Annotated in this window: 14 protein-coding genes; 6 read left to right on the top strand and 8 right to left on the bottom strand. The window is 65.1% G+C overall.

Going from position 1 to position 18,138, the window contains the following annotated elements:
- Positions 1 to 184 precede the first annotated feature (184 nt).
- Together ABCR88_RS15915 and ABCR88_RS15920 are read left to right on the top strand one after the other, a co-directional pair.
- On the top strand, positions 185 to 640 hold the full coding sequence (locus tag ABCR88_RS15915; protein ID WP_015635634.1) for a glucosaminidase domain-containing protein: 456 nt from the start codon (positions 185 to 187) through the stop codon (positions 638 to 640).
- Positions 634 to 1,104 carry a hypothetical protein gene (locus tag ABCR88_RS15920; RefSeq protein ID WP_011061324.1) on the top strand — a complete coding sequence of 157 codons (471 nt, stop codon included), beginning with the start codon at positions 634 to 636 and terminating at the stop codon, positions 1,102 to 1,104. The genes ABCR88_RS15915 and ABCR88_RS15920 overlap by 7 nt, the downstream gene beginning before the upstream one ends.
- A gap of 44 nt (positions 1,105 to 1,148) precedes the next feature.
- Here the strand turns inward: ABCR88_RS15920 and ABCR88_RS15925 are convergent, their stop codons facing one another.
- The 4 genes from ABCR88_RS15925 to ABCR88_RS15940 form a co-directional block, all read right to left on the bottom strand.
- The gene (locus ABCR88_RS15925; protein WP_041118221.1) at positions 1,149 to 2,639 is read right to left on the bottom strand and encodes an aldehyde dehydrogenase family protein; all 1,491 of its coding nucleotides are present in this window, start codon (positions 2,637 to 2,639) and stop codon (positions 1,149 to 1,151) included.
- A 137-nt stretch (positions 2,640 to 2,776) separates the two neighbouring features.
- Positions 2,777 to 3,211 carry a hypothetical protein gene (locus tag ABCR88_RS15930; protein WP_041120646.1) on the bottom strand — a complete coding sequence of 145 codons (435 nt, stop codon included), beginning with the start codon at positions 3,209 to 3,211 and terminating at the stop codon, positions 2,777 to 2,779.
- A gap of 177 nt (positions 3,212 to 3,388) precedes the next feature.
- Positions 3,389 to 4,861: an alpha/beta hydrolase gene (locus tag ABCR88_RS15935; protein WP_202945056.1), complete on the bottom strand. Its 1,473-nt coding sequence runs from the start codon at positions 4,859 to 4,861 to the stop codon at positions 3,389 to 3,391.
- A complete protein-coding gene (locus tag ABCR88_RS15940; protein ID WP_041118219.1) occupies positions 4,861 to 5,637 on the bottom strand; it encodes a metalloregulator ArsR/SmtB family transcription factor in 777 nt (258 codons plus the stop codon). Before ABCR88_RS15940 ends, ABCR88_RS15935 begins: the two co-directional genes overlap by 1 nt.
- A gap of 108 nt (positions 5,638 to 5,745) precedes the next feature.
- On the opposite strand from ABCR88_RS15940, the gene ABCR88_RS15945 reads away from it, so the two are divergent.
- Together ABCR88_RS15945 and ABCR88_RS15950 are read left to right on the top strand one after the other, a co-directional pair.
- Complete coding sequence (locus ABCR88_RS15945; RefSeq protein WP_350404863.1) at positions 5,746 to 7,161, top strand: MFS transporter; 1,416 nt, start codon at positions 5,746 to 5,748, stop codon at positions 7,159 to 7,161.
- Between the two features lie 48 nt (positions 7,162 to 7,209).
- Entirely contained in the window at positions 7,210 to 8,526 is a 1,317-nt protein-coding gene (locus ABCR88_RS15950; RefSeq protein ID WP_123473406.1) for a DUF6687 family protein, read from the top strand.
- Between the two features lie 33 nt (positions 8,527 to 8,559).
- Here the strand turns inward: ABCR88_RS15950 and ABCR88_RS15955 are convergent, their stop codons facing one another.
- Together ABCR88_RS15955 and ABCR88_RS15960 are read right to left on the bottom strand one after the other, a co-directional pair.
- Positions 8,560 to 11,832, bottom strand: coding sequence for a carboxyl transferase domain-containing protein (locus ABCR88_RS15955; RefSeq protein ID WP_350404864.1), 3,273 nt, complete (start codon positions 11,830 to 11,832; stop codon positions 8,560 to 8,562).
- Between the two features lie 31 nt (positions 11,833 to 11,863).
- Positions 11,864 to 13,555: an AMP-binding protein gene (locus tag ABCR88_RS15960; protein ID WP_350404865.1), complete on the bottom strand. Its 1,692-nt coding sequence runs from the start codon at positions 13,553 to 13,555 to the stop codon at positions 11,864 to 11,866.
- 162 nt (positions 13,556 to 13,717) lie between these two features.
- On the opposite strand from ABCR88_RS15960, the gene ABCR88_RS15965 reads away from it, so the two are divergent.
- Complete coding sequence (locus tag ABCR88_RS15965) at positions 13,718 to 14,635, top strand: LysR family transcriptional regulator (protein ID WP_011061315.1); 918 nt, start codon at positions 13,718 to 13,720, stop codon at positions 14,633 to 14,635.
- Between the two features lie 71 nt (positions 14,636 to 14,706).
- Positions 14,707 to 15,324, top strand: coding sequence for a class I SAM-dependent methyltransferase (locus ABCR88_RS15970; protein WP_350404866.1), 618 nt, complete (start codon positions 14,707 to 14,709; stop codon positions 15,322 to 15,324).
- A 3-nt stretch (positions 15,325 to 15,327) separates the two neighbouring features.
- Here the strand turns inward: ABCR88_RS15970 and ABCR88_RS15975 are convergent, their stop codons facing one another.
- Both ABCR88_RS15975 and ABCR88_RS15980 read right to left on the bottom strand, forming a co-directional pair.
- Positions 15,328 to 16,269 (bottom strand): hypothetical protein, encoded by a 942-nt coding sequence (locus tag ABCR88_RS15975; protein WP_350404867.1) that lies wholly within the window; start codon positions 16,267 to 16,269, stop codon positions 15,328 to 15,330.
- Positions 16,256 to 18,121, bottom strand: coding sequence for a hypothetical protein (locus ABCR88_RS15980; RefSeq protein WP_325984663.1), 1,866 nt, complete (start codon positions 18,119 to 18,121; stop codon positions 16,256 to 16,258). The genes ABCR88_RS15975 and ABCR88_RS15980 overlap by 14 nt, the downstream gene beginning before the upstream one ends.
- Positions 18,122 to 18,138: the final 17 nt, after the last annotated feature.

The raw sequence follows: 18,138 nt of genomic DNA on the forward strand, positions 1-18,138 counted from the left end.
AAACAAGAAAAAATCGTCAAATTTATGGTGAATTCCCGTGATGCCAGGAGGTTCTCGCAGTAGCCGGTCAACGCGTCTGCCTTCAGGCTGTGACGCACTCGACAGCGTGGGCCCCGGGTTGCTTTATAATCACGCGGCGAAAACCGCAGTAAATGGAATTGACCGGTCAACCGAGGGAACAAACGTGAGCGCCAGACTCTGCAACAACATCAGTGCCGTGACCTTTGTCAGCAAGTACAAGGCGGTGTGCCAGCCGATTGCCGACCAGCTGGACCTGCCGGTGGAAAACCTGCTGGGCCTGGCCGCCCAGGAAAGCCAGTACGGCACCGGGCGCATTGCCCGGGAACTGAACAACTACTTTTCCATGCACGCACCGGCCCCCCTGCAGATCGGCGCCGAGGCGCCCCTGGGCAACGCCAGCATCAAGGTGGCCAAGTTCGACTCCTTCCAGAAGTCCGCCCAGTCCTTTGCTTCGAGCTTTGGCACGGCAGTACGTGGCCAGCGTGACCCCATGGCATTCGCCCAGGCGCTGGTACGCAGCGGCTACAACACCGGCAACGCCAAGACCGGCGGCCGGGATGGCTTCGCCCGCTACCTGGCGGACATCATCATCGCGGTCAGAGGGCGCATGGCGTGCTGAAACTCAAGAGTCCTTCCTGGGTGCTTGGCCTGTCCCTGGCCTGCACCACACTGGTGGCCTGCGCCACCGATAGCCTGCAGCCGGCGCGGATCAAGGACAGCGGCCTGACCCGCGAACAGGCGGAGCAGGTCCTGCGGGTGGCCCTCAAGCACCAGGACTATCAGTTGCAGCGCCCCGGGGTGTTCATCGACGGCGACCTGCAGGACGAAAACGGCAAGCCGCCCCATCCCGGGTACTACGACTTCAGCCTCGGCTACAACGACCCCAAGGCCGGGGCCACCGAGTACTGGGGCCTGTTCTCGGTCAGCCTGAACACGGGCGATACCTGGGAAATCAACAGCTGCAAGCGCCTTGATGGCGCCGAGCTGCGAGCCTTGCAGCGGCGGGTCATGGCCCGCACCGGCAAGAGCCTGGCGGATGAAAAAAGCCAGCGCGAGGGCCTGGGCTGCGAAGACCAACAATAAGCCTAGGAGCACCGTCGCCGCGTGCTCTTCCAACCTCTGGCTCATCACTCGGGCAGCCCTGCGGCAAAGGCTTGCACCGGCGCCTGCTGCGTGGCCGGGGCCGCTGCAGCACCGAGCAATAGGCGCTTGGGCCGCCGAAAAGCATCCAGGGCCCTGGGAGACAGGTCGCCGGCCAATTGCGACAGGGTCCAGTGGTGCTCGCTGTCGGGGTGGTTCGGCACGGGCGGCGGGTTGATCCGCACCCGGGCGCTCAGTAAGCGTTGGGCCAGCTGCACCGCGTGCGCCGGATCTTTACTGAACAGGGTCACCTCAAAGCTTGCCGGGCAATCGTTGGCCAGTTGCGCGGCTGCGCCAAGGTCACTCACCCGTCGGATGACAGCCACCGGGCCCAGGCACTCTTCCTGGGTGATGACCATGTCGTCGTCGATCTCGGTGAGGATCACCGGCGGTTGCAGGCTGCCGGGCAGCGGGTTTTCGAGTGCCTGTTCTCCGGCCAGCAGTGCGGCGCCCTTGGCCAGGGCGTCACGCACCAGCCGCCGGACTTTGTGCCGTGCGGCCTGGCTGATCAGCGGCCGCACAGCGCTGCTGGAGTCGTGGCCCGGGTGGCGGGTGTGCTCGATGAAGTGCCGGACGAACTGGTCATGAACCTGCGCCTCGACGAAAAAATGCTGGATCGACAGGCAACTCTGGCCACCGCGGCTGAAGGCGGCGCGAGCTCCGTAGGCGGCGGCGAGCGCGACGTCGGCGTCCTGGGCAACGATCATCGCGCCGCGGCCGGTGCTCTCGATCGCACAGGGCTTGAGCAGTTCGGCGCAGGTCACCGCCACCGCGCTGGCAGCGCCGACACTGCCGGTGAAGGCTACGGCATGGGTGCCGCTGGACTGCAGCAGCCATTGCCCGGTGGCGGCGTCCCCGGGAATGCACGAGACCAGCCCCGCCGGCAGGCCAGCGAAGTGCTGCATGAAGGCCAGGGTGGACAGGCTGGCGTTCTGCGCCGGCTTGACCAGGCAACTGTTACCGGCCGCCAGGGCCGCGGCCAACGTGCGCCCCAGCAGGGCAATGCCCAGGGTGAACGGCAGGATATGCACGCTGACGCCATAGGGCTCGTACCGTAGCCGGCACTGCGCTGCACCGCTCGGGCTCGGGGCCGGGACATCGCTGTCGGCCAGTGCCCCGTAATAGCGGAACACGGCTGCGCAGTGATCCAGCTCGGCCCGGGCTTCGGCCACGCAAAGCGCCAGTTCCCGAGTCATCTGCCGGATGATCTGCCGGTTCAGTTCGCTGTCGGCGGCCATGCTGTCCGCTAGTTGCAGCAACAGCGCCTGACGCTGATCCGTATCCAGCAGGCGCCACAGGGTGTGGGCAACGTTGGCCGCCGCCACCGCGGTGTGCACATCGTCCTTGGTACAACTGGGGTTGAGCCCGATGGGCTCGCGGGTGTCCGGGTTGAACACCTGGTGCGGGGCATCGCCGGAAGCCGGCAGGTACAGCGGGTTGATATAGAACTGCGGGTTCCAGGGTTGAAAACCGTGCATTGGAAGATCCCTTTCCAAGTGTGCCGGGACTGGCAACGATGGCAACGCCGGGCCACCGCGGCGCGGTGGTCATTCAGCGGGGAGTCTAGGAAGGGGAGTGCAGAGGCGTCTTGTACGATTGTGCGAGGGCCGGGTGCTCAGAGGCGGTAGCCGACGTTGACCATCACCGCCGCGGCCCCCAGCACCACCAGCTCTGCGCCCAACGGGCCGTAATGGGTGCCGATGGCCGGGATCAGCACCGGCGCCACGCCAAAGTGGTTCAGCGGGATCTTGTCCTTGTAGTCGCCCTTGTAGCCCTGGATCAGGCCGCCACTGAGCTTGGCGTAAACCGGCCAGTCGGCATTTTCCCAGGCCTTGCCGACATAGGCGTAGTAGGAACGCTGGGAGAAGGAGTTGCGAAAGGTGCTCACGCCCCACAGTTCACCGTCGGCGTAGTTGCGCTCCAGGCCGATCAGGTCCTGGTGGTTGTTGTGGTCGGGGTCGTTGCTCCAGTGGTTGGTGTACACGCTGGTCTGTACGTACCAGAAGTCCTGTTGCTGGTCGGCCTGGGCACTGGCGGCCGCGCCCAGCATCAGCAGGGCCACAGCGGCGGCTTTCAGGGTGCGGTGCTTGGGCGTTGGCAGGCCCAGGGCCGGAGATTGAAGCATGTAGATCATGGGCTTTCCCTGCCATGGCGGCAGTTGCGCCCCCTCGGAAATCAAGGAGGGTAGGGGGCGGCGAAACTACCACTCGGGCATTCACGGGATCAATCAATGAACTGTTGCTTTATCTATCTGCGCCTCGATGCGCTGGATCAGGTAGGGGTAGAACGGGTTCGCGCTCAGGCGCATCAGCTCATCCATGGGCACCACCAGCACACCCCGTTCGCCACGGGCGGCAATGGTGCCCAGGTGCACGCCAAAATCCTCATCGGGGCTGGGCTGGGTGCCGTACAGGCCGTCATCGACGGGGAAGGGCAATGCCACATGGGACAAGGAAAACACCCCCGGCGGGTAGGCCAGGCCAAGGGGCCGCCGGCTGCTGTCCGGGCTCAGGGCGGGGGTGCTCACTTCTTCCAGTGCCGCGCTGCCCGTGCCTTCGTTGCTGAGGATGCGGGTGGTGTAGTTGCGTGGCGCGGGCGGTAGCAGGCTGGCCAGGGAGGTGACGCTGGCCGGGTCCAGCAGCCCTTCGAAATCGCGCTCGCGGTTGAGGTCGAAGATCACCAGTTCACTGCCGTTGGCCGGCAGCTGCCGGTACAGCCCACTGACCAGGGCCGGGGTGCTGACGGTGGCATCGGTCAACGACTGGAAGCTGAGGATAGGTGGCAACCGGGCCAGCCGTGGATCGCCCACCAGGGCCAGCAGCTGCTTTTGCAGGGTGTCGGTCAGCAGCCAGGACTGGCGCGCGGCATTGGCTGGAAACGAGTTGTACTTGAACGGGTTGTATTCGGGCCGCAGGTTGAGCCACGCCGCCTTGCTGAAGGCCGGGAACACTGCAGGCAAGGCGGCCAGCCCGGCAAAACGGGCGGACGAGGCGACGCCGATCATCGGGGAAATCAGTACCAGGCGCTGGGCCTGGGGCAACTGCGGGTCGCTCAAGGCATCCAGGGTGTACTTGACCGCCAGTGCGGCGCCGTTGGAGTAGCCCACCAGGTGCAGCGGAGCCGGCGCCGGCACTTCGGCCCGGGCGGTACGCAGGGCCAGGCGGGTGGCGGCCAGCCAGTCCTGCCACTGGGCATCGGTCAGCCCCGCCGGCACCGTGCCATGGCCGGGCAGGCGCAAGCCGATGGCCAGGTAGCCGTGCTCGACGTAGCGCTGGGCGACATGCCGCAGGCTGTAGGGCGAATCGGTCAGGCCGTGCAGCAGCACCACCACGCCCCGGGGCGTACCCGCCGGGCGCAACAGGTAGGAACGGTTCCAGTTCGTGGCAAAGCGTGGCGGGTAGGCCCGGCTGTCCTGGCGGTAGCGGTTGAAGGGCGGTACCTGCCCGGGGTCCAGGCGCTCGCTGACCTGCTGCCGGACCTCGGTGAATACCCGGTCCTCGGCCTGCAGCCAGGCGCCCCAGTCGGCGTGGTCCAACTGCTCCACGCTCAGTTCATGGGGCACCTTCAGGTGCCAGGGCTGCAGCGCCGGGCCGCGCTCGCTGTCGTAAGCCCGCCAGGCCAGCAGGGTCAGGGTGGCGACGCCGAGGATCAGCGCGCCCTGTTTGAGCAGGCGGGACAGGACTGGCAGGGGCACGGGCATCAACTCACTGGGGTGGCACGGATGCGATAGACGCAGCGTCGATCGCCGGTAATCAGGTGTTCCACGCGCTGTACCTGGCCCAACTCGCCGATGGCGGCCTGGAACACTTGCAACTCGGAACGGCAGAAGCCCTGGCACTGCTGGGCCGCGACGCAGATCGGGCAATGGCTCTCGATCAGCAGCCAGGCATCGCCGTCGGCTTCGACACTGGCCATGTAGCCGGCCACTTCACGGATCTGCGCCAGGGCCCGGACCCGCTGCTCCAGGGTCGGCAACGGCGCGCAGACGCTGAGGTACTCGGCGCTGTTGGCCCGCTCCATATCGCTGACGATGCGCTCCACGCCGTCGGCGCCATACACCGCGCGGATCGAATCGATCAACTGCAGGGTCAGGTTGGCGTGGGTGTCGGGAAAGCGCGCCTGGGCCAGCTCGGTGAGCACCCATTTCTGTGAGGGCCGCCCGGCGCCCTGGGCCGGCATCAGTTGGCCGACGATCAGTTCGCTGTCCACCAGCTTCTGCAATTGCTGGCGCGCGGCTTCCTGGGACACCTTGAGCAGCGGCGCCAGATCGGCGGTTTTCAACGGGCCGCGGGTTTTCAGCAGAAACAGGATCCGCTCGGCGGTAGCCCCGGGGCTTTTCTTCTCTGTGGAGGGGGAAATCAAAGACATCTGGGCCATTAACCAATGCACAGGTGGGGTATCAGGAGCGTCCATGACGCCGGCAACCACGCAAGCATAACAGGCTCGGGCGCAGGGGCTCGCAGCTTGTCGATCCAATGCCTGCTGTTGGGGGGAATTGCCGGAACGGCTGGAAAAAACAATTATCAAAGTATTTGCTTGTGTATTACATTCGCCCAACAGCGAACAACACACATGGAGAACGGCATGGCATCGACAAGCGGATGGTCGGCACTGTTACTGGGCAAGAACGGGCTGCGTTCTGCGGCCCTGGCTGGTGGCGTGGCCCTGCATGCAATCAACGTCTACCTGGTAACCACCCTGTTGCCCTCGGTGGTCAAGGACATTGGCGGCCTGGACTACTACGCCTGGAACACCACCTTGTTCGTGGTGGCCTCGATCATCGGCTCGGTGCTCTCCACCCGGGCCCTGGCGCTCCTGGGGCCCAAAGCCGCGTACGGCCTGGCGGGCCTGGTGTTCATGCTCGGTTGCAGCCTGTGCGCCCTGGCGGCGGACATGGGCGGGCTGATCCTCGGGCGCAGCGTCCAGGGGCTGGGGGGCGGCCTGCTGTTCGCGTTGCCCTACGCCATGATCCGCCTGGTGTTCGACGAGCCGCTGTGGCCCCGGGCGATGGCGTTGATTTCCGCCATGTGGGGCGCAGCGACCCTGATCGGCCCGGCGGTCGGCGGAATTTTCGCCGAACATGGGGCCTGGCGCGCGGCGTTCTGGGTGCTGCTGCCCTGCACCTTGCTGTTCATGCTGCTGGCCGTTGCACTGTTGCCGGGCAAGAGTCGGGAAAGCGCGCTCCGTAGCCCGATTCCCGCCCTGCAACTGCTGTTGCTGACCGCCGTGGTACTGGCCATTTCCATCGGCAGCATCACCCCATCGCCGCTGTACAACGCCCTGGGGCTGGGAGCCGGGCTGGTTCTGCTGGTGCCGGTATTCGCTCTGGAGAACCGCGACGGCGCGCGCTTGTTGCCGCGCAATAGCCTGAAGGCCGGGAGTGCCTTGCTGGCGCTGTACATTTCCATGGCCCTGCTGGTGGTGGGCATGACCAGCGAGGTCTTCGTACCGTTGTTTCTGCAGGTGCTGCATCAGCAGACGCCGTTGCTGGCAGGTTATATCGCCGCGCTGATGGCCGCCGGCTGGACCCTGGGGGCGATCTTCAGCTCAGGCCTTGGCCCGCGGGGCGCGGCCCGGGCGATTGCCATCGGACCGTTCCTGGTGGTGGCCGGGCTGCTCCTGGCCTGCCTGTTCATGCCTGCCACCGCCACCCCGGCCCTGAGCCTGGGGGCGGTGTGCCTGGCCATGCTGCTGGTGGGCGTCGGTATCGGCCTGGCCTGGCCGCACCTGCTGTCCCGGGTTCTGGAACAGGCCCCGCAGGATCAGAAGGAACTGGCCGGCGCCTCGATTACCACGGTGCAACTGGTGGCCACTGCCCTGGGGGCGGCGCTGGCGGGAATGATCGTCAACCTGGCAGGCCTGACCTCCACGGGCGGGACTGCTGGCGCGGCCCAGGCTGCGGCCTGGCTGTTCGGCCTGTACGCCGGGCTGTCGGCGCTGCTGTTTGTCTCGGTGCGCCAGGTACGGCGCAACGGTTCACCGCACCTGGCCCAAGCCTGAACCCTGTCGGGCGTGCGCCTGGCGTCATTGACCTGTAAGGAAACCACGATGAACAGCCTTGCCACTGATGCGCCGCAACCGGCCTTGATCCTCGATCCGGGGCTGGCCCCGCACTTGCACCACCTGCAGCTCAGGCAGTTGGGAGGAAGGGTGATCGGCATTGCCGACAACCGCTTCACTGACTTGCTCAGCGTTGTCGGCGGGCCCGGCTGCGCGGTGCGCAACGGCAACCCCTGGGACCTGCGCCGGGAGAATATCTGCCAGCTCGGCTATCGCCTGGGCGGGCAGGGCGAATTGACCCGTGCAACCGCGCCTGCGCCGGCGGCGCCCCCAGGGCCGGTGGCAACGCCGGCCCCGCCCCTGGAGCTGGATTTGCCAGCCCTGCGCCTGGGCCGGCAAAGCCGCTATGGCTTCCTGCCCCTTGGCCAGAGCACACACCGCGAGAACATCTCCCTGGATTCCATCGATACCCCGGCGACCCTGTTGACCCTGTCCCATTGGCCGGCGAACAAGACGCCTGTCGAGCACAAGGCCAATCTCTCCACCACCAGTGCCCTGGGCTTTCTCCAGCAGGGGTTGACGGTGGACCGGGCGCAGGTGATCACCAGCGATCATTTCGACCTCGACGGGCTGGCCTCGGTGTATGCCTTCCTGACGCCGGAGCATGCCCTGGGGCACCGCCAGTTGCTGATCGACATTGCCCGCCTCGGTGATTTCTCCCGGGGCACTTCGGCCCAGGCCCTGCACTGCGCCTTTGCCCTGCATGCCCTGGCGGCCCGGGTGCGCGTCGACCCACAGGCCAGCAACGACCGGCAATTGCTGACACGCTTCGCCGCGCTGCTGCCGCAGATGGCCGATGTACTCGACAACACCCGGCGCTATGCGCCCCTGTACGCTCCCGCCATGCTCGCGCTGCAACGCAGCGAGGCGCTGCTGGCCGATCCGGGCACGGTGATCGAGGAGTACCCGGCCATTGATCTGGCGGTGTTTGTCCTGCCCGAGCAGGGCTGGGACGGTTTGGGCGAGTATTGCGGCCTGTCGCCGGTGGCGGTGCACAACCGCAGCCGTTGCGGGGTGCTGGCCATGGTCCGTCAGGGGCGGGTGGAGATTCGCCAGCGCTACGAGAGCTGGGTCGAGCGCATCAGCGGCATTGCCCGGCCCCGGCGCGACCTGGCGATCTTCGCCCGGGCCCTGCAGGAAGCCGAACGCACCCCGGGGCAATGGCACTACGACGGCGTGCAGGAAATCATGCCGGCCCTGAGGTTTGTCGCCAGCCGGCCCAGCAGCCACGCCAGCAGCACCCTGCTGGCCGAACTGCGCCAGTTCCTCGAACAAGCCCCTGTCGCCTGGGATGCCAACGCCTGAGCAGCGGCCTGCTCCTACGATGGAGAGGCAGGGCTACCAGGTATCGACAAAACCCTGGGCGCGCTCGGCCCAGGGCACCGGGCGCGGTGCGGCCTGCAGGCCACGCAGCAGCCACGCTCGGCTTTCCAGGGGGTCGATCACCGCGTCTATCTCCAGGTAGCTGGCCATGTTCAGCGCCTTGCCCCGGGCGTAGGCCTTGGCCACCAGTTTGTCGAACAGCGCCTGTTGCGACTGCGGGTCGGGCTGGGCCGCCAGTTCCTTGGAGAAGCCCAGGCGCACCGCACCTTCCAGGCCCATGGCGCCGAATTCGGCGCTGGGCCAGGCGACGGTGAACAACGGGCTGTGAAAACTGCCCGCCGCCATGGCCTGCGCGCCCAGGCCATAGCCCTTGCGCAGCACCAGGGTGAAGAACGGCACCGTGAGGCTGGCGGCACTGACAAACATCCGTGACACATGGCGCACCGTGGCCTGCTGCTCCGATTCCGGCCCTACCATGAACCCCGGGGTGTCGCACAGGGACACCAGCGGCAGGCCGAAGGCTTCGCACAGGCGCATGAAACGTGCGGCCTTGTCCCCGGCCGCGGCGTCGATGGCGCCGCCCAGCACCGCCGGGTTGTTGGCCAGCAGGCCGAAGGCCCGGCCTTCGACGCGGATCAGCGCGGTAATCAGCCCCGGGGCGAATTGCCGGCGCAACTCCAGCACGCTGTCGCGGTCGGCCAGGGTCTCGATGACCCGGCGGATGTCGTAGACCCGCAGGCGGTTTTCCGGAATCAAATGCCGCAGCTCACGCTGGTCGGCGCAGCGCCAGTCCTTGAGCGGCCCCTGGAAATAGCTCAGGTACTGCTTGGCCACCTGCACGGCCTCGGCTTCGTCGGCCACCAGCACGTCGATCACTCCGTTGGGGCCTTGTACCGACACCGGTCCCACCTGTTCCGGGGTGAAGCTGCCCAGGCCGCCGCCTTCGATCATCGCCGGGCCTGCCATGCCGATGCTGGCGTTCCGGGTGGCGATGATCAGGTTGCAGCAGCCGAGCAGGGCGGCATTGCCGGCAAAGCAGCGCCCCGAGGCGATGCCCACCGTGGGCACCCAGCCGGACAGCCGGGCCATGGCGGCGAAGGTATGGCAATCCAGGCCGGCGACCCCGACAAAGTCGCTGTCGCCGGGCCGGCCACCGCCGCCTTCGGCAAACAGCACCACCGGCAGCCGCCACTCCTGGGCCAGGCTCAGCAGGCGGTCGGTCTTCTTGTGGTTCATCACCCCCTGGGTGCCGGCGAACACCGTGTAGTCGTAGGCCAGGGCCAGGCAACGGGCGTCCTGGCCGTCGAACAGCCCGGCATTCACCGTACCTATGCCTCCCACCAGCCCATCCGCCGGGCTCAGGGCCTGCAACTCCTCGACGCTGCGCCGACGCCTTTGGGCGGCCAGGGCCATGGCGCCGTACTCCATGAAACTGCCCGGGTCCAGCAGGTGCTCGAGGTTCTCCCGGGCGGTGCGCTGGCCGTTGCGGCGACGCTTGGCCAGCGCCTCCGGACGCTGGGCATCCTCCAGCAAGGCATGGCGTTCGCGGACTTCGGCCAGGTCGGCGCGAATCAGTGCCAGGTCCAGTTGCTCTTCGCTGTGCTGGCCCTGGTCGGCAAACTCCGCCGGCTCCAGAAAGAGCAGGGGCTGGCCTTCGCCCAGTGCCTCGCCAACCTGGACGGCCAAGGCCCGGACGATACCGCTGCTCTGCGCCTTGACCTCGAACTCCATCTTCATCGCTTCCAGCACCGCAACCCGCTGGCCAATCCGCAACTCATCACCCACGGCCACTTCCAGGCTCACCAGCACCCCGGTGCTCGGGGCGTTCAGCGCCGCCGTGCCCGGGGGCGCCTGGACATCGCTGCGAGTGCTCTGCGCAGTGGCGGCCTGCCGGGCAAAGAACATCGGCCGGTGTTGCCCGGCGCAATCTTGCAGCAACTGGGCCCAATGGGCTTCGACGAACCTGGTGTCCACCTGATAGTCCAGCACCGCCGGATGGCGCAACAGGTTCAACAACAGCCCCAGGTTGCTCGGCACGCCCTCCAGGCGAAACTCGCAAAGCCCACGATAGGCCCGGCCCAGGGCCGCGGGAAAATCCGTACCCTGGGCGATCAGCTTGGCCAGCAGCGAGTCATAGCCGGGGTTCACCGGGTAACCGGCATAGCCGTAGCCGTCGACCCGCAGCCCGGGCCCGCTGGGGGCTTCATAGGCACTGAGGGTGCCGGCCACCGGTCCCATGCCGCCATCGGCCAGGGGCTGTTCCAGGTTGATCCGCGCCTGCACGGCAAAGCCTTGGGGCTCTGGTGGCCGGCTCAGGCCCAGGCTGGCCAGGGAGGCGCCCGCGCCAAGGCGCAGTTGGGTGTGCAGCAGGTCGACGCCGGTGATGGCCTCGGTCACCGTGTGCTCCACCTGGATCCTTGGGTTGGCCTCCATGAAATAGAAGCGCTCCGGGTGTTCCTGGTCGAGAAGGAATTCGAAGGTGCCAATGCCCTGGTAACGCACTCGCGCGGCCAGGGCCAGGGCGGCGTCGATCAACTGCTGGCGCAACGGCGGGGCAAGGTCCGGGCTGGGGGCGATTTCCACCAGCTTCTGGTGCCGGCGCTGCAGGCTGCAATCGCGCTCCCACAAGTGGCTGACCGCGCCGCTGCCGTCTCCCAGCACCTGGATCTCGATGTGCCGCGCCCGCTGCAGCAGTTGTTCGACATACAGCGCGCCATTGCCGAAGGCCGCCTGGGCTTCGGACTGGCAACGGATGAACGCCTGCTGCAGTTGCCCGGCCTCGGTGACTGCGCGCATGCCCCGGCCACCGCCACCGGCCAGGGCCTTGAGCATCACCGCGCCATGGCGTTCGAGAAAGGCTGCGGCCTGTTCCAGGCTGACTGCTCGGTTGATGCCCTCCAGCAAGGGCACCCCACAATCTTCGGCCAGGGCACGGGCCGCGGCCTTGTCGCCAAACAGTTGCAGCACCTCGGGGCCGGGGCCGATCAGGGTCAGCCCGGCTTCCAGGCAGCCCCGGGCAAAGTCGGGGTTTTCCGCGAGAAAGCCGTAGCCCGGGTGAATCGCCTGGCAGCCCTGTGCCAGGGCCAGGGCGATCAGTTGCTGGCGGTCGAGGTAGGCCGCCACCCCGCGGCCCTTGAGGGGCAGGGCCAGATCGGCCTTGCGCGTGTGCAGGCTGGCGGCGTCGTCCTCGGCGAATACCGCGACGCTGCGAACGCCCAGGTCGGCGCAGGCCCGGGCGATACGGATGGCGATCTCGCCGCGATTGGCGATCAACAGACTCTGGAACATGGCAATTCTCGCAATGCTGAAAAGGAAGGGCTCAGAGCTGTTGTTCCAGCTCGTTCTTCTTGACCTTGCCGGTGGCGGTCATGGGCAGGCTGGCCACCAGGCGGATCTGCGGCACCTTGTAGGCGGCCATCACCTCCTGGCACCAGGCTGCCAGGGCATGCGGGTCCTGGGGCGCATCGGGCTTGAGCACAACGAAGGCCACCGGCTGCTGGCCCCGACGTTCATCGGCGCGGCCGATCACTGCGCTGGCCAGCACCTGCGGGTGCTGGCCGAACAGCGCCTCCAGCTCGCTGGGAAACACGCTCATGCCATTGACCTTGAGCATTTCCTTGCGCCGGCCCAGGTAGCGGATAAACCCTTGTCCGGTGATCTGCCCCAGGTCACCGGTGTGCAGCCAGCCGTCGCGCAGGGCCGCCGCGGACGCCTCCGGGCGCTGCCAGTAACCCTGCAGCAGGGAAGGGCTGCGCACGCACAACTCGCCCTCGGAGCCCAGGGGCAGCAGGGCGCCGCTGTCGAAGTCGCAGACCTTGAACTCGGTGCCCGGCACCGGCAGGCCGACGAAGGTTGGCGCGCTTTTGAGGTCGAAGTCGTCGGTCTGCAGGCCGGCGGTAAAGGTGTCGCAGGTGTGGGTTTCGGTCATGCCGAAGCTGAACTCGAACAGGGTGCAGCCGGTTTGCGCGCGCCAGCGCTGGCGATAGTCCGGGGTGAGCTTCTTGACGAAGGAGATGCAGCCGGTGGCCTTCAGGGAGCTCAGGTCGTAGTCGGTGACGCTTGGGTGCTCCAGCACTTCGGCGGCGCTGTCCACCAGCAGCCCGCAATGGCTGACCCGGTAGTGCGCCACCGCCGCCATGAAACCCAGGGCGTCCCAGCGCGCCAGCAGCACCAGGCGGCAGCCGGCGTAGATGGGAAACAGCAGGCCGGCGTTTTCCCCGGCGATCCAGAACTCGGGAAGGAAATTGAGCAGCACGCTGTCCTGCCTCAGGCCCAAGGCCACCGGCACGAAGCTGGCGCAGGTGTAGAGCATGTCGCCGTGGCTATGAATGCAGCCCTTGGGCATGCCGGTGGTGCCACCGGTGTAGTTCAGTGCGGCCATATCGCCCAGGGCAGGACGGTGGGCCGGGGTGGCGGCGCGACAGGCCTCCAGGGCGGGGAAAAAGTCGGTCACCCCCGGGGCCAGGCGCTTGGGCGTCCGCAGCAGGTCCGGCAGGGGAATGCTCGGGGTGGCCGGGCACAACTCGCTGAGGCTGGTGGCCAGGATCGCGCTCAACTCGCAGGCGTCGCTGACCGCCTGCACCACATCCAGCAGTTGGTCGAAGCACAGGATCACCCGGGCGCCGCTGTCCTTGAGCTGATACTCCAGCTCCAGGGTGCGCGCCAGGGGGCTGACCGGCGCGTACACGGCGCCGCACTTGAGAATGCCCCAGAAGCCGATATGCAATTGCGGGCAGTTGGGCAGGTACACCGCCACCCGGTCCCCGGGGCCGATTCCCAGCTCGCCGAGCAAGGCGGCGCACCGGTCGGACAGCCGGTCCAGCTCGGCAAAGCTCAACTGATAGCCATAGAAGTCCAGGGCCACGGCACTGGCTTGCGACTGCGCCCAGGCCCGCAGGTATTCGGTAAGGGGCTGCTGGCCCAGGGGGTACTGCGGAGTACGCGGCGCGCCTTCGGGCCAGGCGGCCTGCTGCAGGGCGTGAAGGTGCTGCTGATAGGCCGCAAGGTCCATGGTGCCTCCTGAATTGTTGTTATCGGCACGGCCATCTTAGGCAGCGCCCGGGGCACCACAGAACCGACGGTTATTCATCGAGATTCATGAATGCGCTACATGGTTCTGCCGGCGCCGGCCCGCTGCTAGCCTGCTGCGGGTCGAGACTGCGAGGGCACAACCATGAACTCACCGCATGAATGGTCAGGGCTGAGCCGCCTGGACCTGAACCTGTTCCGGGTCTTCGAGGTGGTGTACCAGGAGCGCAACCTGACCCGCGCCGCCTCGGTGCTGCACCTCAGCCAGTCGGCCATCAGCCACGCCCTGGCGCGCCTGCGCGCCCAGCTGGACGACCCGCTGTTCGTCCGCGAGGGCTATGGCGTGGCCCCCACGCCGCTGGCCAAGCAACTGGCCCCGGGGATCCAGGACGCCCTCAGCGGTCTGCGCCGCAGCCTCAACCCGGCCCAGGCCTTCGACCCGTTGCGGGACCGCCGGCGTTTCACCCTGAACATGCCCGAGCAACTGGAACCGGTGATCCTGCCCTTGATCCTGGCGCACCTGAACCGTGTTGCCCCGCACCTGGAAGTGCGTAGTACCAGCGTGCACTGGGCCGACCTGAAGCTGGAGATGATTGCCGGGCGCATTGACCTGGCCATCGAACTGTCGCGGCTCACCGACCCGCAACTGCAACAGCAACTGCTGCTGCAGGATTCCTTCTGCGTGATGGCCGGCCCCGGCTTCAGCGGCGAACTGACCGTGGAACGCTACCTGGCGGCCGAGCATGTGGCGGTGACCTCCAGGCGCCGGGGCATCTGCGTCGAAGACCTGGCCCTGGGGCACCTGGGGGTGGTACGGCGCATCCGCCAGCACTGCCAGCACTTTCTCACCGCCGCGCAACTGGTGGCCCAGGGCGATGGCCTGCTGACCCTGACCCGCAACAATGCGCAGTTGATCAACGCCGGGCTGGGCAACCGGATTCTCGACATGCCCCTGACCCTGCCTGAGGTCTGCCTCAACCTGTACTGGAGCAAGCAAGTGCAGAACGAGTCGGCCAACCGCTGGCTGCGCGGGCAGTTGCTGGAGCTGGCAGGGCGCAGTTGAACGGTTTGGCGCCCGGTCCAAGCGCCGTTGTGCTGTAATTCGCGGCCACACACGCACAAGGAAACCTGTGGATGCACGAGTCCGCCCGTCATATCGTCGATCTGTACCAGCGTCATGCTCGGGCCTGGGACCAGCGTCGCAGGGCCAACCCCGAGGCCTTCGAGGGAGAGCAAGTATGGCTGGAGCGCTTTTGCCGGGTCATGGGGCAGGGCGGCCAGGTGCTGGACCTGGGTTGCGGAGGTGGCGAGCCGATTGCGCGCAACCTGATCGAACACCAATGTGCAGTCACCGGCGTCGACAGCTCTGCCACCTTGCTGGACCAGTGCCGCCAGCGCTTTGCCGGGCAGCAATGGATCCACGCTGACATGCGCAGCCTCGCCCTGGACCAGGATTTTGCCGGCATCCTCGCCTGGAACAGCTTGTTCCACCTGAGCCCGGATGATCAGCGCGCCATGTTCGCCGTTTTCGAACGCCACGCCGGCCCGGGTTGTGCCCTGATGTTCACCAGCGGCCCCGAGGCAGGGGAGGCCATCGGCGAATTCGAGGGCGAAGCCCTGTACCACGCCAGCCTCTCCCCGGGGGAATACTGCACCTTGCTCGACACCCATGGTTTCGAGGTGGTGCAGCACATCAGCGAAGACCCGGACTGCTGCGGGTTCACCGTTTGGCTGGCGCGGGCGATATATTGAGGCTCAGAGCACCTTCAGGTTTTTGGCGATGTCCCGCAGGCAGATGCCCAGGGCACGTTTTTCGAAGTCGTGCGGGGCAAACCCAAGGATGAAATTCGCACGTATCAACGACTGAACCACCGCATCGCTCTCATCCCGAAACTGCTTGCGCTTGAGCATGTCGGTCACCTCCGGGGCGTACCACTGGTAGCGCTCCTGCAGGTGGAAGAATGTGGTGAACTCGCCCCAGGCCCCGTTACCAGTGACGGTCAGCTCAAGTTCTTCCTCGGTGATTCCAGAGACCCCAAGCGCCGACCCCTTGAGGGTAAAACTCATGTCCAGGGGGGCGGTGGGGTCAAAAGGATGGGGGATTGTATGGGCGGGGTCGTCATCCCCCTTGATCGAGGAGTTGCACGGGTGACAAGAGGGCACCAGGTTGTACAGTGACACCGCCAGATAGGGGTAGATCGACTTGGGCAAGAAGTGATCAAGGGGAGGCCGCATTTCCAGTTTCCTGGGGGTGCCGACACTCTGGCCGTGGTAATTCACATGGTGCAGGTGGCAGTAAGGGCAGATGCGCAGTGCATAACTGGCTACCAGCTTGTAGGCGTTCCAGCCGACGCCCTTGTAGATGAAATTGCTGTAGTCGAAGATTTCGCCCAGCTTGGTGATCAACTTCTCCATATCGGCCTGCCGAGCGCCGGACTTTGCGCTGGGTCGATTTCGCAAGTAATGATCAAGGGGCCCAGCTTTGTGTTTGACCTGTTGGATCACCCCGTGTAGCCGGCTGACATCGCCGATAAGTATGAAATCGCGCTCGCTCTGCAACACCTTCTTCAAGTCTGATGTGAAGGGCGGATAACCGGCGAAGGGTGACTTCCAGGCACTCATGGCCTTGTCAAAACGCTCGCCCAAGGTTTGCAGGTGCCGCTGTTTAGCGGTCGGATCCACCTTAAGCTTGAGCATGCGGGCCTCCGATCAGCACGCTCAACTGTTGTTGTACATGGTGCCTGAGCTCATCGTTGGCCAGTGTGTCGGCGATCTGCCAGGCGTGCCTGATGCTTTCCAAGTCTTGATCCTTGCGGTTCAACACATCTGAGAGTTTGGTAAGCAGGTTCAGGTTGAACTCGCCCGTGAAATCTCCCACCGCGAATACCGAGTTCAAGGTTTGCTTGGGGGTGTAGCCGAAGGCATTGGTCAGTTGCTGGTTGTCCAGGTCGAACAGGCGGCCGGCGGGTGTATCGGCGGCGACGATCAGTGAATGGGTGGAAATGAACACGTGGGTTCTTTTCGCCAGGGAACCGAATTGCCCGATGAATTTCAGCAGGCTGTCGATGTACATGCGTTGCCACTTGGGGTGCATGAACATCTCGCCTTCATCGATGCACAGCAGCATCAACCTATCCTGCGACTCGCGCTCGAACTCGCCGAAGGCCCGGGCGGTGGAGCAGTACAGCGACATCATGCTGGCCTGGCCGGAGCTCAGTTGCTTGAAGGAGAACTTGAGCAAACCGAGTGCAGCCACTTCGGAAAACACACCTTCATGTTGACGGATCTGGTGACCGGCTTGCTCATCCAAATAGGCCAAAGAGGCCAGTCGCCTCCAAGTATTGACGTTTTTGAACAAGGGACGGACTACATCCAGCGCGTTGCGGGCCTTGAGCAATTGCTCGGCCAAGAAATCGTTTCCTGCCAGCAGAAGCAGTTGAGGGAAGTCAACCAACAGCAAGTCGTTGAGCCACGGGCCGTGAACTTTGATCATTGCCAGCAACGTATCAATCAACAGATGAAGCTGTTCATCAGTTACTCTGTCCAGGCATTCCAGGACGGCAAAGGAGCAGATAAACCTCGTCTGTACTGATGAGCGCCTGTCGATCTCATGAAGCCGGGTCTTCATTTCCGGCTCCAGGGCCTTGTAGGTTCTGGCTCCGTCCGCGGAATATGACTTCACCAAGTCAACCAATGAAGCCGGCTTGAGTTTTATTTCCGCCGTCGCCTCGGAGACGAAGGTGGCTTTGTCCTTGAGAAAGGGATAGGCATTAAATGCCGCAACCATCTCCGACTCCACGACCAGACCAAACCTTGGGCTGACATCTTTTACTTTTCTACGACGCAAGAGTGCGCGTCTGACCTTTTCAAACGGAGAGGTCGAGTAGAAAACTGCCGAAAATTCGGGCGGTACGCAAAACTTGTCTTGAGTGATCTGCAGGCTGGAGAGCAGCCTGGTCTTGTTAAGCGAAAGACCTTTCGATAGGTACAGCCCCTGTTCCGTTTCCCAAAGAATGCTGACTTTGGATTTAGACTCCCAATCAGCCAGTCCTTCGCACACCCCCAGCAACATCTCGGTCTTGCCACTGCCATTCTCGCCGTAAAGGGTAGTGAACGAGGCTACGTCCAACTGCTGTCGGCTGGAGGTGCTCGATGAAGGGGCTATTTCCAGAGTGAAAGGGGGGATGTCAGGCGGTCCCTCGGAGGGATAGACCACCACCTCATAAGCATCGGTTAATGGCAATACGGTGGGCTGTCCCGATTTTCCGACGAAAAAAAGAACATGGATCACAGTGCGGTCTGGCGACATATCGAATCCTTGATAATTGTTTTTCAGCTCTTGCTTTGAATCCTGGCTAGCAGGCCAGCGCACCGGCAAAAAATAGCTATGTGCCATTAGTAAAAAATGGTGCGTAGATTCGCACATGAGTCGGTTGCGGGAAATAGTCGGCCAAGCATTCAAGAGATTGGCGACTGTCGGGTTTTCCAGATCGGGACGTTTGCCTCGGACAAAAAAAAGCCGCGTCCTACGAGAACGCGGCTTTTTCAACTGGCCCTGGGGCCATT

It is taken from the genome of Pseudomonas sp. W17 (assembly GCF_040268305.1).
Taxonomy (GTDB): Bacteria; Pseudomonadota; Gammaproteobacteria; order Pseudomonadales; family Pseudomonadaceae; genus Aquipseudomonas; species Aquipseudomonas protegens.

Bases quoted from the DNA above. Each gene is read 5' to 3' on its own strand.
- ABCR88_RS15925 (WP_041118221.1), bottom strand. From the start codon at position 2,639: ATGCACGGTTTTCAACCCTGGAACCCGCAGTTCTATATCAACCCGCTG.
- ABCR88_RS15930 (WP_041120646.1), bottom strand. From the start codon at position 3,211: ATGCTGGGCGCGGCCGCCAGTGCCCAGGCCGACCAGCAACAGGACTTC.
- ABCR88_RS15935 (WP_202945056.1), bottom strand. From the start codon at position 4,861: ATGCCCGTGCCCCTGCCAGTCCTGTCCCGCCTGCTCAAACAGGGCGCG.
- ABCR88_RS15945 (WP_350404863.1), top strand. From the start codon at position 5,746: ATGGCATCGACAAGCGGATGGTCGGCACTGTTACTGGGCAAGAACGGG.
- ABCR88_RS15950 (WP_123473406.1), top strand. From the start codon at position 7,210: ATGAACAGCCTTGCCACTGATGCGCCGCAACCGGCCTTGATCCTCGAT.
- ABCR88_RS15955 (WP_350404864.1), bottom strand. From the start codon at position 11,832: ATGTTCCAGAGTCTGTTGATCGCCAATCGCGGCGAGATCGCCATCCGT.
- ABCR88_RS15960 (WP_350404865.1), bottom strand. From the start codon at position 13,555: ATGGACCTTGCGGCCTATCAGCAGCACCTTCACGCCCTGCAGCAGGCC.
- ABCR88_RS15965 (WP_011061315.1), top strand. From the start codon at position 13,718: ATGAACTCACCGCATGAATGGTCAGGGCTGAGCCGCCTGGACCTGAAC.
- ABCR88_RS15970 (WP_350404866.1), top strand. From the start codon at position 14,707: ATGCACGAGTCCGCCCGTCATATCGTCGATCTGTACCAGCGTCATGCT.
- ABCR88_RS15975 (WP_350404867.1), bottom strand. From the start codon at position 16,269: ATGCTCAAGCTTAAGGTGGATCCGACCGCTAAACAGCGGCACCTGCAA.